We start from the raw sequence: 15,318 nt of genomic DNA, 5'->3' as shown, positions 1-15,318 counted from the left end.
ATTCGGCCCCGAGGACCGGTTCGACGGTTTCGTGGCGGGTCGCCATGGCCGCGCCGACATGACCGCGGAGATCCGGATGCCCGAGCGCGAGCTGCGCGACCCCCGGGGGCGCGGCCCGTCGGCGTCCCCGCCCGCCGGTCCGCCGGTCGGCGGGCCGCCGCCGGTGGCCGGCCCGCCGGCGGGTGGACCCCCGATGGCCGGGCCGCCCGGCAGTGACCTGTACCGGGTGGACCAGATCCGGCGCACCTTCCAGGTACGGCGCTTCGGCAGCGGGTACGACCCGGACCAGGTGGATCAGCTCTTCGACCGGCTTCTCGCCGGGATGTCCGGCCGTGGGCCGATGCCGGTGAACCCGCAGGAGTTGGACGGCCTGCGGTTCGGGCTGGTGCCGGGTGGCTACTTCGAGGCCGAGGTGGATGCCGCCCTCAAGGAGGTACAGGACATCCTGCTCGGGCGATGAACTGAAACGGCGAGGGCCCGCTCCCGTGTTGGGGGCGGGCCCTCGCCGTGCTGTCTCCGCTCACCCGTGCGTCCACGGGGAACGTGTCGGGGTGCCGGGGTGGATCAGGAACGCAGCCCGTTGCGGCGCAGCACCACGTCGCCGATGACGATGGACAGCAGGATCACCGCACCGGAGATCAGCCAGATGTCCTCGACCCTGCCCTCGTGGTTGCCGCAGATCATCGCCAGCAGGGCCAGTGCGGTGACGACCGCCCCGATCCGACCCGCCTTGCGGTGCCCCGGCTTGTGCTGGTCTGGCGACGTTACCGGCTCGCTTCCTGCCACTGTCGGTCCTTCCCTCTTGACGTGGATCTGAGGAGTAGTCTGGCACGCCCCCCGGCCGGCCCGGCGCAGGGTCCGACCGGTTGGCCCTCCGGTCACCCCGGCGGGTACGACCGGCGGTGTCGAGTAGCCCCGTCGCGGGCAGGTGCCCGGAGCGGCTCCGGTAGCGTCGGGGCGTACATCTGATTGCCTTCTCTAGGGGGACAGTGCGGTGCGAGTGACCGGAACGGGGCATGCCAGCATGCGGATCGACACGGCCGCAGGCAGCATCCTCTGCGACCCGTGGGTCAATCCCGCCTACTTCGCCTCGTGGTTCCCGTTCCCGGACAATTCCCAGCTCGACTGGGAGTCACTCGGTCAGGTCGACTACCTCTACGTCTCCCACCTGCACCGGGACCACTTCGACGCGGCGCACCTGCGGGACTTCGTGGCGAAGTCGGCCACCGTGCTGCTGCCCGAGTTCCCCACCTCCGAGATGGAGGACGAGCTGCGGGAACTCGGCTTCACGAAGTTCCTCCGGGCGCCCAACGAGCAGGTCGTCGAGCTGGACGGCGGCCTGAAGATCATGATCCAGGCGTTGACCAGCCCGACCGACGGCCCGATCGGCGACTCGTCGCTGTGGGTGGAGTACGACGGGGTCCGGCTGCTCAACCAGAACGACGCCCGCCCGACCGACCTGGGTGTCTTCGCCGAGCTGGGGCACGTGCACGCGCACTTCCTCCAGTTCTCCGGTGCGATCTGGTACCCGATGGTCTACGAGCTGCCGGCGGCGGCGAAGACCGCGTTCGGCAAGCAGAAGCGGGAGCGGCAGTTCGACCGGACCTGGCGTTACATCGACGACCTGAAGGCGTCGCACGTCTTCCCGATCGCGGGGCCGCCCTGTTTCCTGGACGACGCGCTGTGGCAGTTCAACGACATCCACGGTGACGAGGGGAACATCTTCCCCGACCAGTCGGTCTTCCTCGCCGAGTACGCCAAGGTCGGCGGGGACAACGGCGTGGTGCTGCTGCCGGGCAGCGTCGCCGAGATCACCACCACCGGCTGCACCACCACCCACCCGGTACCCGTGGCGGAGTTCTTCGCCGGCAAGGTCGCGCACCTGGAGGAGATGCGGGAGCGCAAGCGGCCGATCATCGAGGCGGAGAAGGCTTCCTGGCGGCACCCCGAGATCGACGTGCTCAAGGAGATGAAGCGGCGGATCGAGCCGCTGCTGGAGGAGTCGGTCTACCTGGCCAAGGGGGTGGGTGGCCCGGTCCGCTTCGACCTGGTCGGCTACGACGGCGAGTCGGTCGAGTCGATCGTGGTGGACTTCCCGGAGAAGCAGGTCCGGCCGTACGCGGACGAGAAGGTCCGGTACCGGTTCCGCACCGAGCGCGCCCTGGTCGAGCACCTGCTGTACGTCGACGAGGTGGACTGGGTCAACTCGCTCTTCCTCTCCTGCCGCTTCTCGGCGGCCCGGATCGGGCAGTACAACGAGTTCGTCTACGCCTTCTTCAAGTGCCTCTCCCGGGAGCGCATGCAGTACGCCGAGGGCTGGTACGACGAGCACGAGCGCAACGTCGACGCCGAGGACATCACCATCGGCGACTGGGTGGTGCAGCGGCGCTGCCCGCACCTGAAGGCGGATCTGAGCCGGTTCGGCATCGTGGAGGGCAACCAGCTCACCTGTCAGCTGCACGGCTGGAAGTTCGACCTGGCCAGTGGCCGCTGCCTGACCAGCGTCGGGCACCAGATCCGGGCGCACCGCGCCGACGCCCCGGTGACCGCCGACTGACGCGGGCGCCGACCCCGCCACCCGACCCGGGCGGTCATGGAGTTGTGGTGTCCCGCAGAAGCCGCATTCCGCCGCAACTGCCCCACCACAACTCCATGATCAACCTGGTTCAGCGGCCGAGGTCGGCGAGGATGCGGCGGGCCGCGTTGTGCCCGGCCGCCCCGATCACGCTGCCCGCCGGGTGGCAACCGGCACTGCCGGCGTACACGCCGTCGACCCCGGTGGCGTACGGCATCCGGTCGGTGAACGACACGGTGTTGTCCACGTGGTGGATGTGCCCGCCGGTGATGCCGAAGTGCGCCTCGATCCCGGGCGGCGCCAGCGGCACCGCGTCGGCGATCAGGTCCCCGACCCCCGGGGCGTACCGCTCGCAGATGGCCACCAGCCGGTCCACGTAACCGGGGAGCGCCTCGTCCCACGTGGTGCCGGCGGGGGCGTACGGCACGGACTGCACGAACAGCGCCGACGAGTGGTGACCCGCCTCGTCGGACAGGGACGGATCGACGGTGGTGTGCAGGTACCACTCGATGGTCGGCTCCGCCGGCAGCCGCCCGGCCTGCACGTCCGCCCACATCGCCCGCAGCGCGGCCATCGGCGCCGGTCCGTCCCCGCCGGCCAGGGAGGCCGAGCCGGGCAGCAGGTGGATGGTCGAGCCGAACGGGCTCGGCGCGTCGTCGGGCAGGCACCGGAAGCGGGGCAGCCCGGTCAGGGCCAGGTTGAGTTTGAGCGTGGTGCCGGGCCGGCGGACCGCCGCCATCCGGTCGGTCAGCGTCGCCGGGAGCGCCCCGTCGGGCAGCAGGTCGATGAGCCGGTACGGGTCGCAGGCGCCGAGCACCACCGACGCGGCCACGGTACGGCCGTCGGCCAGGACCACCCCGCTGGCCGCGCCGCCGTCCAGGGTGACCGAGGTGACCGGCGTACCGGTCAGGATGGTCGCCCCGGCGGTGCGGGCGGCCTGCGCGAAGGTCCGGGAGACGGTGCCCATGCCGCCCTCGGCGATCATCCAGGTGCCGTCCGAGCCGGGTAGCCGGCACATGTTGTGCACCAGGAAGTTGTGGCCGGTGCCGGGGTCGTCGGGGCCGGCGTTGAGCCCGGAGAGCCCGTCGGTGACCGCGTACATGCTGACCAGCAGCTCGGAGCGGAAGTCGAAACGGGCCAGGTGGTCGGCGACCGAGCCGCGTACCAGGTTGACGAAGACCTCCCGCAGCGCCGGCCGGACGTACCGTTCGGCGGTCTCCTCGACCGGTAGCGGCCCGGTGAGCCAGGCCGGGGCGAGGTCGTCGCGCAGCGCCGCCAGTTCGGCCTGCATGGCGTCGTCGGCGGCCACGTCGGCGGGGGAGAAGAACTCGGTGAGCTGCTGCCGGGTGGCCGCCCGGTCGCTCCCGATCAGCAGGTACGGCGAGCCGGCCCCGCCCGGGGTGGGCAGGAAGTAGTGCGGGTCGCGGCGCAGTACCGGGATCGTCACGTCCAGCGTGGCGAGCAGCTCGGGTGGCATCAACCCGAGCAGGTAGGAGCCGGTGGAGTGACGGAGGCCGGGGACCTTCGGGAACGGCTGTTCGGTGCGGGTGGCGCCGCCGATCGTGTCGGCGGCCTCCAGCACCAGCACGTCCAGGCCGGCTCTGGCCAGCAGGACGGCGGAGACCAGGCCGTTGTGCCCGGCTCCGATGACTACGACATCGGCCCGGGCCGGTAGCTCAGCGTTCATGGCGGGCGAGCCTAGTCGGCGGAACCTGCCGGCGGCAGTACCTGGCGGGAATTCCCCAGTTCGTCCAGGAACATGGCCATCTCGCTCTCGAACAGCGCCTCCGGTTCGGTGACCGCCCAGGTGAGCTGCCGGAACACCTCCATCGCGACCAGGCCGTAGAGGCGGGTCCAGCCGGCGAGGAAGGTGTAGGCCACCTCGATCGGTATCTCGCCGTGGCTGAGCCGTAACGGCTCCAGCCGGTCGCCGAGGCGCTGGCGGATCACCTCCGGTGGCGGGGTGCGGAACGGCGTGCGCTGCCAGAGGTCCAGGAGGGGTTGGGCGAAGACCGCACCGAACCGGGCTCCCGGATGGTCGGCGTCGCCGCAGCCGGCGACGAACGCGTCCAGCCCGGGCGTGGGCGCGCCGAAGAGCAGACCGAACTCGGCCGGATGGGTCACCGACCAGTTCCGGAAGGCCCTCGCCATCGCGATGAGCTGACCGACGGGCTCGTCCCCGGCACCGTCCCGGGCGGCCTCGATGGTGCTGCGCAGTTCGTCGTAGAGGTCCCCGGCGACCGCCGCGACCAGCGCCTCCAGGCTGGGGAAGTAGCGGTAGATGGCCGGCGCGGTCATGCCCATGTCCCGGGCGATGGCGCGCAGCGAGACGGCCTCCGGTCCGCCGGTCACGAGGAGCCGCCGGGCTCCGTCCTTGATCTCGGTGACGGTCGCCGTGCGCAGCCGTTCCCGCCGGGTTGGTGCGGTCATCGACGGCCTCCTGTGCCGGGCGCGACGGAGGGGTGGTCCGGCGCGGCTTGACGGGAGCAAACGCCGTTGCGATAGTTAACGCCGTTCACTCAGATTATCTATGGTTACAGCTTACGGCTTGGGGGACGCGATGTTCGACTGGTGGGGGCGCGCCGTGGTCCGGCTGCGCCACGCGGTGCTCGGCGCCGCGCTGCTGCTGGTGGCGGTCGGGGCCACCTGGGGAGCGGGCGTGTTCGGGCTGCTCACCGGCGGTGGCTTCGACGACCCGGCGAGCGAGTCCAGTCGCGCCGCCGAGCGGATCACCGAGACGCTGGGCCGGCAGGGCGCCGACGTGATCGTGCTCTGGTCCAGCGACACCGCCACCGCCGACCAGCCGGCCTTCCGGGACCCGGTCACCGGCACCCTCACCGGGCTGCGCAGCCGTCCCGAGGTCGCCAGTGTGACCAGCTGGTACGACACCCCGTCGCCGGCCCTGCTCTCCGACGACCGCAGGGCCACGTACGCGCTGATCCGGCTGACCGCCGACGACGAGGACGCGCAGACCGAGGCGTACCAGGCGTTGCGCCCGGCGCTCGACGCCCCCGGGGTACGCACCCAGGTCGGCGGCACGGTGCCGTTCCTGACCGACGCGAACACCCAGACCACCGAGGACGTCACCCGGGCCGAACTGCTCTCCATGCCGGTGCTGCTGGTCCTGCTCATCCTGATCTTCGGTGGTCTGGTCGCGGCGGCCACCCCGCTGCTCATCGGCGGTCTGGCCATCCTCGGCGCGTTCATCGCGGTCCGACTGCTGAACATGGTCACCGAGGTCTCCGTCTTCGCGATCAACGTGATCACGCTGATCGGCCTGGGCATGGCCATCGACTATGCGCTCTTCGTGGTCAGCCGGTTCCGCGAGGAACTCGCCGCCGGCCACGACACCCCCACCGCGATCGCCCGGACCATGGCCACCGCCGGCCGTACCGTCCTCGTCTCCGGGCTCACCATCACGGTCGCCATGGCCAGCCTGCTGATCTTCCCGCAGGCGTTCCTCCGCTCGATGGGACTGGGCGGGATGGCCGCCGTACTGGTCGCCATGCTCGCCTCGCTGACCGTGCTCCCGGCCCTGCTCGCCGTGCTCGGCCACCGGATCGACGCGCTGCGGGTACCCCTGCCGTGGCGGCGTGGCGCGAAGGCCGCCGGGCCGGTCCCCACCCTGACCGGCGGCGGCTGGGCCCGGATCGCCCGGGTGGTCATGCGCCGTCCGGCGCTCTTCGCGGTCGGCGTGGTCGTGGTGCTGCTCGCGCTGGCCGCGCCCTCGCTGCGGATGGAGTTCGGCGGCTTCGACGAGCGGGTGCTGCCGGCCGACGCCCCGGCCCGGGTGGTCTCCGAGCGGATCCGCACCGAGTTTCCCGGCGGTACCGTCGCCCCGGTCGACGTCCTGGTCACCGGGGTCTCCGCCGAGCAGGCCGGACAGTTCGCCCAGCGGATCGCCGGGCTGCCCGGGGTGACCGGCGCGCAGCCGGTGGCCAACCGGGGGAACGCCACCCTGCTCTCGGTGACCTACTCCGGCGAACCGACCGGGGACGCCGCCCAGCGGGTGGTCCGCGAACTGCGTGCCCTGCCCGCGCCGGACGGCGGTGAGGTGCTCGTCGGTGGTCGGCCCGCCGCGGACCGGGACCTGCTGGACAGCCTCTCCTCCCGGCTGCCCTGGATGGCCCTGATCATGGCGGCGGCCACCCTGGTGCTGCTCTTCCTCGCCTTCGGCTCGGTGGTCCTGCCGGTCAAGGCGGTGCTGATGAACCTGGTCTCGATCGGGGCGTCCTTCGGGGTGATCGTCTGGATCTTCCAGGACGGGCACCTCGCCGACCTGCTCGGCTTCACCCCGACCGGCTTCATCGAGCCGAGCAACCCGATCCTGATGCTCGCCGTCCTCTTCGGCCTCGCCACCGACTACGAGGTGTTCCTGCTCTCCCGGGTCCGCGAGGAGTGGGACCGCAGCGGGGACAACACCACCGCCGTGGCCACCGGCCTCCAGCAGACCGGCCGGATCATCACCGCCGCCGCACTGCTGCTGGTCGTGGTGGTCGCCGGCTTCGCCACCGGCGGCATGGCGTACATCAAGCTGATCGGCATCGGCATGATCGTGGCGATCGTGGTGGACGCGACCCTGGTCCGGGCGCTGCTGGTGCCGGCCACCATGCGGCTGCTGGGTCGGTGGAACTGGTGGGCCCCGGGCCCGCTGGGCCGGATCTACCGCCGGTACGGCATCCGGGAGTCGGTCGACCCGGCGCCGGCCGGAGCCGGTGCACCGTCGGCCGGGGCGCCGGTCGTGGAGCCGGCGGACCGTCACCACGCGTTCACCGGATAGTTGCGACTGTCGATGCCTCGGCGGTCTACTGTCGTGGGGGCATCGACACATCTGGAGGTAATCCGTGGAGCGTCGTACCGTCCTGCGCGCCGCCGTCCTCGGCGCCGGCACCGCCGCCTTCTCCGGAGCACTCTGGCAGCAGGCGTTCGCCGGGGTCGCCCAACCCGGGCCGGGGCCGTACGGCGCCCTGCTGCCCGCCGACGCCAACGGCATCCAGCTACCCGTCGGCTTCACCAGCCGGGTGATCGCCCGTTCCGGGCAGCGGGTACCCGGGACGGGCCACCTCTGGCACCCGGCCCCCGACGGGGGCGCCTGCTTCGCCGCCGGCAGCGGCTGGATCTACGTGTCGAACTCGGAGATCCCGCTGTTCGGCGGTGCCTCCGCCGTCCGGTTCGCCGCCGACGGGTCGATCGCGTCGGCGTACCGGATCCTGTCCAACACCAACGTCAACTGCGCGGGCGGGCCCACCCCGTGGGGCACCTGGCTCTCCTGCGAGGAGGTACCCCTCGGCCGGGTCTTCGAGACCTGGCCGGAGGGGGGCCGGGCCGCCGAGGAACGGACCCGGATGGGCCGGTTCACCCACGAGGCCGCCGCCTGCGACCCGCAGCGGCAGGTGGTCTACCTGACCGAGGACGAGTCCGACGGCTGCTTCTACCGGTTCGTCCCGGACACCTGGGGCGACCTGAGCAGCGGTCGGGTACAGGTGCTCTGCGCCCCGGCCGACCAGGTGGCCGGGCCGGTGACCTGGGTCGACGTCCCGGACCGGGACGGCTTCCCGGTGGCCACCCGGCACCAGGTCGACGCGGCGAAGCACTTCGCCGGTGGTGAGGGCTGCTGGTACGCCGACGGCACCTGCTGGTTCACCACCAAGGGCGACAACCGGGTGTGGGCGTACGACGCGGTCGGCCAGCGACTGGACCTGGCGTACGACGACTCGCTGGTGCCCGACGGCGCCGCGCCGCTGACCGGGGTGGACAACATCACCGGCACCGCCGGGGGAGACCTCTACGTGGCCGAGGACGGCGGCAACATGGAGATCAACATCATCACGCCGGACGGGGTGGTGGCGCCCTTCCTGCGCCTCCTCGGCCAGTCGTCCTCGGAGATCACCGGCCCGGCGTTCTCCCCGGACGGGTCCCGGTTCTACTTCTCCTCCCAGCGCGGCACCTCGGGCAACGTCGCCGGTACCGGCGGGATCACCTACGAGGTGACCGGCCCGTTCCGCCGCTGACCCGCTGCCGGAGGAGGCGCTGCCGGTCGGCGGCGCGCCCGCCAACGGCTCAACGCCAGGGTGGCCGAGTACCCGGCCAGCACGATGACGTGGAACAGGTACAGCCAGAGCAGCACGGCCACCCCGGCACCGATCTCGTCGAACCCGCCGAACGGCACGCCGAGATCCAGCGGCAGCGAGCAGAACAGCACGAAGCCGTGCAGGAACCCGGAGAGGTTGGCCGCGGTGAACGAACCCACCGCGAGCGCCGACAGCCAGTCCGGTGCGGCCGGTCCGACCACCCGGAACACCCAGAGCAGGACCGGCGTGAGCACCAGCCACACGGCCAGGAAGGAGAGCACCACGCCGAGCGCGCCGGCCCAGCCACCCTGGCGGACCAACCGGGTGGTCAACGGCAGCGCCATCAGGATCGACAGCAGCAGCGCGGGGGCCGGGGCGAGCAGCGGCAGCAGCAGCAACCGGCCCCGCCACCCGACCAGGGACTCGCCCGGATCCGGCGGGGCGGCCACCGAGACGAACGCCCGGCGGAACCCCTCGCCGTAGAACGACGCCGGCAGCAGGGCGGCCAACGCCAACAGCGGGGTCATCTCCAGCCCGGCACCGACCAGCGCGGCCACCGCCCGGTCGGCACCGATGGCGTCCGGCAGCGTCTCCACGGCGTGCGACGTGAGCCGGCGTACCCGCCCGGCACCCGCCACCAGTCCGGTCGTCCAGATGGCCAGCAGGGCCACCGGCACCACGGCGATCGCCCCGTAGAAGGTGATCGCCGCCGCGTGCAGGGACAGGTCCCGGCCCCGTACCGGCCGGAAGGCAGCCGCCGTCACCCGCCGTACCCGCCGCCATGCGTCACCCATCGTCATCTCATTCCCCGCCGGTACCCCCGCCACTCACTAGGCTTCCCGGCCATGACCGTTCTCACCACCGAACGCCTGATCGTGCGTGACTGGAGCGAATCCCCGGCGGACCTGGACCGGGCCTACGACATCTACTCCCGGGCCGAGGTGGTCCGCTGGCTCGGTGCCGCCCCCGGCCTGCCGCTGACCGACCCGGCGCGGGCCGTCGACCTGGTGCGACGCTGGCACGCCCGGTTCGTCGCGTACGGCGACCGGTACGGCATCTGGGCGATCGAGCGGCGGGACACCGGGCTGGTGGTCGGCAGCGTCCTGGTCAAGCCGCTGCCCGGTCGGGACGAGTCGGTACCCACCACCGACATCGAGGTGGGCTGGCACCTGCACCCCGACTCCTGGGGGCACGGGTACGCCACCGAGGCGGCCCAGGCGGCGGTCAGCCGGGAGTTCACCACCGGTACGCCGGAGATCTGGGCGGTGGTCTCCCCGGGCAACGACGCCTCGATGGCGGTGGCCCGGCGGCTCGGCATGACCCAGGTGGGCCGGCGCACCGACTGGTACGGCGGTGAGGAACTGGAGGCGTTCCTGCTGCGCCGGGACTGACGGCCGGTGGGCCCGTGCGGACGCTCGACGTCGGCACGGACCCGCTGGCCCCGGGCTCCGGACTCCGGTTGCCCGGACCGGGCCCCGGTTCAGTGCTCCTTGTCGGGCCCCTGCCGGGCCGGCGCGATCATGATCACGACAGCCTGCGTCGCACCCGGGTCGACCCCGTTCGCGGCGGCGACGGTGAAGGCGGCCCGGCCCGGCCGCACCGGCACGCCGGACAGCACGCCGGTCGCGCTGTCGAGGGTGAGCCCGGCCGGTAGCGCCCCCGCGACGACCGTGAAGGTCGCCTTCGGGAAGGCCGAGGCGGTGAAGGTGTGGGAGTAGGTCCGCCCCGCCTTCGCCGCCGGGGGCGCCGCCGAGGTCATGACCGGTGCCCGGTACAGCTCGGACTCGCGGGACACCGCTGCGAAGGGCGCGTCGGCGGCACCGGTCCACCGGTACAGCGTGAGGTCGGCGGTCTGCTGCCCGTTCCTCGTACCGTTGCGGGCGAGGTAGAACAGTCCGTCCCCGAGCGACTCGATACCCACGTCCGCCTTCTGGAACCAGCCGCGGATGCCGGTGGCCGGATGGGTCAGCCCGTCCGTGGCCAGCGGGACCAGCAGGCCCTGCTCCCCGCCGGTGCCGATGAGTTCACCGCGTACCGGCCGGGTGGCGGCGTCCACCGCGAACAGGGTGTAGTTCGGGAACTCCGGCTTGGCGCCCGCGTACACCCCCAGGAACCAGCGCTGGAGGAAGTCGTCGTACGCCAGGTTCTGCACCCCGTAGGTGGTGTTGCCGGTGCGGACGAAGTACTTGCCCGACACCTCCGTCGGGCCGCTGCGGTGGGGGGCCGCCTCCACCAGCGGCTGCTCGTAGCCGGCCCAGTCACGTACGTCGTACTGCACCAGCACCTGGTGGTCGTTGTCGGTCCGGGTGAGGTTCGCGTAGACGCCGTACGCGACGGTCAGGTACCGGGTACCGCCGGTCTCGCCGAACCTCGGGCCGAAGCTGACGCCGTCGATGCCGCTGCTGCCGTAGCGGTGGTCCGGGGTGTCCCCGGTGTTGCCGTCGAACACGCCGTTGCCGTCCAGGTCGGCGGTGAAGTCGGCGACCACCTCGGCCAGGTGGACGGTGGTGACCAGCGCGGAGTTCTGCGCCTGCATCCCGATCCGGTCGATCGCGTCGACGTCGACGATGGCGATGTAGAAGGCGTTCTGGGCCTTGTACTCCAGCGAGCCGTAGACGCGGCCGTCGGTCTCGTTGAAGTCGAGGTCGCCGAGGTGGCCGGTGAAGCCGCCCACGGTGCCGACGACGTTGCCGTCCCGGTCGGTCTTGACCAGCAGATTGGTGAACGAGTAGTAGATGAACCCGTTCTCCTGGTCCACGGCGATGCCCTGCACGTGCCCGGCGGGCCAGGCGCCGCCGCTGACGTTCTGGTGGAAGCCCTTGATCCGGGGTACCCCCGGGGACGCGTTCGCGCCGGCCGGCTCGCCGGCCCGGCCCGCACTGTTCACCGCCCGCACCCACAGGGTGTACGCCCCGGGCGCGAGCCCGGCGAAGGTGTGGCTGGTGCCGGCGGCCGGAGTCCAGGTCAGGCCGGCGGGACCGGTACCGGCGGGGCCGGCGGCGACCTGGTACCCGGTCACCGTCGCGGCGGCTCCGCCCGCGGTGGTGCCCGGCTCGGCCGGTGGCTGCCAGCTCAGCGTGGCCCGGGTGTCGTCGTACGCCACCCGCAGACCGGTCGGCTCGCCCGGCCCGGTGGCCTCCCGGGCCAGCCGGGTGACCCTGATGTCGTCGAAGGCCACGGTGGCGTTGTTGACCACCAGACCGAGGGTGCCGTTGCTGCGGAACAGGTCGTTCGTCGACAGGTACGGCACACCGTCGATCGAGAGGGTGGCGCGGGCGCCCCGGACCTCCAGCGACAGTGCGTGGGTGCTGTCCGTGCCCAGGGCGACCCCGGCGGCGGCCACCGTGGGCGAGGTGTACGAGCCGGCGACCGACGTCCGTACCGCGTACTCGAGCCCGTTGCTCAGCGTGGTGTTGCTGCGTACGACGAAGACGGAGCCGTAGTCCTCGGCGCCGTGGAAGTCGGCGGCCAGGTTGAGCCAGCGCGAGGGGTCCGTCACCTGGAGGAAGTCGACGGTGGCGTCGAGCCGGTAGTTCTCGTGACTCGTACCGAACGTGATGCGGGCCCGCTGGCCGCTCACCGACGAACCGTGCAACCGGCCGTCCCTGACCTGCCAGGTGCCGAGGTGGCTGGTCCACCCGGCCGGGAGCTGCCCGGACGAGAAGTCCTCGGTGAGGACGACCGCGTCGGCCGGGTCGCCGTCGACGGCTGCCGCCGGGGTGACACCGACCAGCAGTGTGCCGGCGACGGCGAGGGACACCGCCGCTCCCACCCCACCCCTGAACCGGCGTGATGTCGCGTTGCGTAGCAAGTATCCGACTCCTTCGTACCCTCCGCGGTGCCGGTCGTCCGGCTGTCTCCGCTGGTCGCTGGCGTTTCCCACACCGTCCTGCCGGCAGGTGAACCCCGGCGGTACCCTTCACCGCCGGTACCGGGACGGCCGGGTGAACAGTGGCGGTCCGGCGGGTACCCGACGGTTGGCCCCTCGACGGGTACCCGGAGCAGGGCGGACGGGTGGGCACTGAGGCTCCCGGTGGGCGCGGTGCGCCGCTGGGGAAGAATGGCCGGGTGACCCTCCCCCGCGAACTCGTACTGCTCGGCTCGACCGGTTCGATCGGTACCCAGGCCATCGACATCGTGCGACGAAACCCGGACCGGTTCCGGGTGGTCGCGCTCGGCGCGGGCGGCGGCAACGTCGAACTGCTCGCCGCCCAGGCCCTCGAACTGGGCGTCGACGTGGTCGGCGTGGCGAAGGCGTCGGCCGCCCAGGACCTGCAACTGGCCTTCTACGCCGAGGCGACCCGGCGCGGGTACGCCACCGGCGACTTCCGGATCCCGAAGATCGTCGCCGGTCCGGACGCGATGACCGAGCTGGCCGCGTGGCCGGCCGAGATCGTGCTCAACGGCGTGGTCGGCTCACTGGGTCTGGCGCCGACACTGGCCGCCCTGCGCGCCGGCCGTACCCTCGCCCTGGCCAACAAGGAGTCCCTGGTGGCCGGGGGATCGCTGGTCCGGGCCGCGCAGACCCGGCCGGGGCAGATCGTCCCGGTCGACTCCGAGCACTCCGCGCTGGCCCAGTGCCTGCGCGGTGGCTCCCGGGCCGAGGTGCGCCGGCTGGTGGTGACCGCCAGCGGCGGGCCGTTCCGGGGTCGGCGGCGCGACGAGCTGACCGCCGTCACCCCGGCCCAGGCGCTGGCCCACCCGACCTGGAACATGGGGCCGGTGGTGACGATCAACTCCGCGACGATGGTCAACAAGGCGCTGGAGGTGATCGAGGCGCACGAGCTGTTCGACGTGCCGTACGCCGACATCGAGGTGATGGTCCATCCGCAGTCGGTGATCCACTCGATGGTGGAGTTCGTCGACGGGTCGACCATCGCCCAGGCCAGCCCGCCGGACATGCGGCTGCCGATCGCGCTCGGGCTGGGCTGGCCGGACCGGGTACCGGACGCGGCGGCGGCGGTCGACTGGACCACCGCGCACACCTGGGAGTTCTTCCCGCTGGACGACGACGCCTTCCCGGCGGTCCGGCTGGCCAAGGCGGCCGGGGAGACCGGGCGCTGCCGTCCGGCGATCTACAACGCGGCCAACGAGGAGTGCGTGGCGGCCTTCGTCGCCGGGCGGCTGCCCTTCCTCGGCATCGTCGACACCCTGGAACGGGTGCTGGAGGCGGCGCCCGACTTCACCGAACCAGGTACCGTCGAGGACGTGCTCGCCGCCGAGTCGTGGGCGCGGACACACGCCCAGGAGATCATTGCGAGGTCGGGGAAGGAAGCCTGATGCTGTACCTGCTCGGGGTGGTGGTCATCGCTCTGGGGATCCTCATCTCGGTGAGCCTGCACGAGGCCGGGCACATGCTGACCGCCAAGCGGTTCGGGATGAAGGTCACCCGCTACTTCGTCGGGTTCGGCCCGACCGTCTTCTCGTTCCGACGGGGGGAGACCGAGTACGGTCTGAAGGCCATCCCGCTCGGTGGCTTCTGCAAGATCGTCGGCATGACGCCGCAGGACGACGACGTCGAGCCCGCCGACCAGCACCGGGCGATGTGGCGGTTCCCGGTCTGGAAGCGGACGATCGTGATGTCCGCCGGTTCGATCACCCACTTCGCCCTCGCGCTGATCGCGATCTGGCTGGCCGCGATCTTCATGGGCCTGCCCAACCCGGAGTACCCGACCACCAACGACGAGGCCCGCCGCGAGCCGGCGGCGATCAACGTGCAGGACTGCGTGGTCGTGGAGAACGTCGCCCGCGCCTGCCAGCCGGGCGACCCGGTCAGCCCGGCGGCCCAGGCCGACCTCCGCGACGGGGATCTGATCACCGCACTCAACGGCACCCCGATCGGCACCTACGGGGACCTGCTCACCACGCTGCGGTCGACCCCGCCCGGCCGCGTCACGGTCGACTACGTCCGGGACGGCGTACCGGCCCGCGCCGACGTCACCCTCGCCCAGGTGCAGCGTGCGCCGCTGGAGAACCTGGCCGGTCCGGTCGGCCCGGTCGCCGCGTTCGGTGTCGACCTCGACGTGCAGAAGCCGGCGATGGTGACGTACGGGCCGGTCGAGGCGTTCGGCGCCACCGGCCACTACACCGGCCAACTGGCGGTCGGCACCTACGAGGCGATGAAGCGGATCCCGCAGAAGGTCCCCGCGCTCTGGACCGCCATCACCGGCGGCGAGCGGGACAAGGACACCCCGATCAGCGTGGTCGGGGCGAGCCGGCTGGGCGGCGAGGCGCTGGAGGCCGGCGTCTGGCAGATCCTGGTGTTCCTCTTCATCTCGCTGAACTTCTTCGTCGGCATCTTCAACCTGCTGCCGCTGCTGCCGCTCGACGGGGGGCACATCGCCATCGCCTGGTTCGAGCGCGTCCGGTCCTGGATCTTCACCCGGATCGGCCGGCCCGACCCGGGCCGGGTCGACTATCTCAAGCTCATGCCCCTCACGTACGCGGTGATCCTGGTCGGCGGCGCGTTCACGCTGCTCACCGTCACCGCGGACGTCGTCAATCCGATAACGCTCTTCTCAAGGTGAGTGCCTGAAGTGACCGCTGTCAGTCTCGGTATGCCCGCCGTACCGCCCCCGCCGCTCGCGCCCCGTCGGGCCAGTCGTCAGATCATGGTCGGTTCGGTGCCGGTGGGTGGGGGTGCGCCGGTGTCGGTGCAGTCGATGACCACCA

Annotated in this window: 11 protein-coding genes and 1 pseudogene; 7 read left to right on the top strand and 5 right to left on the bottom strand. The window is 72.0% G+C overall.

The window, feature by feature from the left end; genetic code table 11:
- Positions 1–460, top strand: a pseudogene (locus GSF22_RS19140) (DivIVA domain-containing protein); the annotation flags it as partial.
- 104 nt (positions 461–564) lie between these two features.
- Here the strand turns inward: GSF22_RS19140 and GSF22_RS19135 are convergent.
- Positions 565–786 carry a DUF2631 domain-containing protein gene (locus GSF22_RS19135; protein WP_208815017.1) on the bottom strand — a complete coding sequence of 74 codons (222 nt, stop codon included), beginning with the start codon at positions 784–786 and terminating at the stop codon, positions 565–567.
- 208 nt (positions 787–994) lie between these two features.
- Between GSF22_RS19135 and GSF22_RS19130 the strand changes: the two genes are divergently transcribed.
- On the top strand, positions 995–2,557 hold the full coding sequence (locus GSF22_RS19130; protein ID WP_208815015.1) for a Rieske 2Fe-2S domain-containing protein: 1,563 nt from the start codon (positions 995–997) through the stop codon (positions 2,555–2,557).
- 109 nt (positions 2,558–2,666) lie between these two features.
- Here GSF22_RS19130 and GSF22_RS19125 read toward each other — a convergent pair whose 3' ends face one another.
- Together GSF22_RS19125 and GSF22_RS19120 are read right to left on the bottom strand one after the other, a co-directional pair.
- Entirely contained in the window at positions 2,667–4,262 is a 1,596-nt protein-coding gene (locus GSF22_RS19125; protein WP_208815013.1) for a phytoene desaturase family protein, read from the bottom strand.
- Positions 4,263–4,273: 11 nt separating this feature from the next.
- Positions 4,274–5,005 carry a TetR/AcrR family transcriptional regulator gene (locus tag GSF22_RS19120; protein WP_208815011.1) on the bottom strand — a complete coding sequence of 244 codons (732 nt, stop codon included), beginning with the start codon at positions 5,003–5,005 and terminating at the stop codon, positions 4,274–4,276.
- 118 nt (positions 5,006–5,123) lie between these two features.
- Here GSF22_RS19120 and GSF22_RS19115 point away from each other — a divergent pair, with 118 nt between their 5' ends.
- Both GSF22_RS19115 and GSF22_RS19110 read left to right on the top strand, forming a co-directional pair.
- Positions 5,124–7,355 carry an MMPL family transporter gene (locus GSF22_RS19115; RefSeq protein WP_244367717.1) on the top strand — a complete coding sequence of 744 codons (2,232 nt, stop codon included), beginning with the start codon at positions 5,124–5,126 and terminating at the stop codon, positions 7,353–7,355.
- Positions 7,356–7,419: 64 nt separating this feature from the next.
- On the top strand, positions 7,420–8,586 hold the full coding sequence (locus GSF22_RS19110) for an alkaline phosphatase PhoX (RefSeq protein WP_208815010.1): 1,167 nt from the start codon (positions 7,420–7,422) through the stop codon (positions 8,584–8,586).
- Here GSF22_RS19110 and GSF22_RS19105 read toward each other — a convergent pair.
- A complete protein-coding gene (locus tag GSF22_RS19105) occupies positions 8,556–9,440 on the bottom strand; it encodes a YhjD/YihY/BrkB family envelope integrity protein (protein ID WP_208815006.1) in 885 nt (294 codons plus the stop codon). The two genes, GSF22_RS19110 and GSF22_RS19105, sit on opposite strands and share 31 nt — an antisense overlap.
- 51 nt (positions 9,441–9,491) lie before the next feature.
- Here GSF22_RS19105 and GSF22_RS19100 point away from each other — a divergent pair, with 51 nt between their 5' ends.
- Positions 9,492–10,037 (top strand): GNAT family N-acetyltransferase, encoded by a 546-nt coding sequence (locus GSF22_RS19100; RefSeq protein ID WP_208815001.1) that lies wholly within the window; start codon positions 9,492–9,494, stop codon positions 10,035–10,037.
- 89 nt (positions 10,038–10,126) lie between these two features.
- Here the strand turns inward: GSF22_RS19100 and GSF22_RS19095 are convergent, their stop codons facing one another.
- A complete protein-coding gene (locus GSF22_RS19095; RefSeq protein WP_208814999.1) occupies positions 10,127–12,406 on the bottom strand; it encodes a putative Ig domain-containing protein in 2,280 nt (759 codons plus the stop codon).
- Between the two features lie 308 nt (positions 12,407–12,714).
- On the opposite strand from GSF22_RS19095, the gene dxr reads away from it, so the two are divergent.
- Both dxr and GSF22_RS19085 read left to right on the top strand, forming a co-directional pair.
- Positions 12,715–13,926 (top strand): 1-deoxy-D-xylulose-5-phosphate reductoisomerase, encoded by a 1,212-nt coding sequence (gene dxr / locus GSF22_RS19090; protein ID WP_208814997.1) that lies wholly within the window; start codon positions 12,715–12,717, stop codon positions 13,924–13,926.
- Positions 13,926–15,173, top strand: coding sequence for a M50 family metallopeptidase (locus tag GSF22_RS19085; RefSeq protein ID WP_208814995.1), 1,248 nt, complete (start codon positions 13,926–13,928; stop codon positions 15,171–15,173). The genes dxr and GSF22_RS19085 overlap by 1 nt, the downstream gene beginning before the upstream one ends.
- The last annotated feature ends 145 nt before the right edge of the window (positions 15,174–15,318 follow it).

Source organism: Micromonospora echinofusca (assembly GCF_017614955.1).
GTDB lineage: Bacteria > Actinomycetota > Actinomycetes > Mycobacteriales > Micromonosporaceae > Micromonospora > Micromonospora echinofusca_A.
Note: the sequence above shows the minus strand (reverse complement) of the source record. Positions and strands in the feature narration are given on the sequence as shown.

What these genes read in the sequence shown, in the direction of transcription:
- GSF22_RS19105 (WP_208815006.1), bottom strand. Translation starts at nt 9,440, where the DNA reads ATGGGTGACGCATGGCGGCGGGTACGGCGGGTGACGGCGGCTGCCTTC.
- GSF22_RS19100 (WP_208815001.1), top strand. Translation starts at nt 9,492, where the DNA reads ATGACCGTTCTCACCACCGAACGCCTGATCGTGCGTGACTGGAGCGAA.
- GSF22_RS19125 (WP_208815013.1), bottom strand. Translation starts at nt 4,262, where the DNA reads ATGAACGCTGAGCTACCGGCCCGGGCCGATGTCGTAGTCATCGGAGCC.
- GSF22_RS19120 (WP_208815011.1), bottom strand. Translation starts at nt 5,005, where the DNA reads ATGACCGCACCAACCCGGCGGGAACGGCTGCGCACGGCGACCGTCACC.
- GSF22_RS19085 (WP_208814995.1), top strand. Translation starts at nt 13,926, where the DNA reads ATGCTGTACCTGCTCGGGGTGGTGGTCATCGCTCTGGGGATCCTCATC.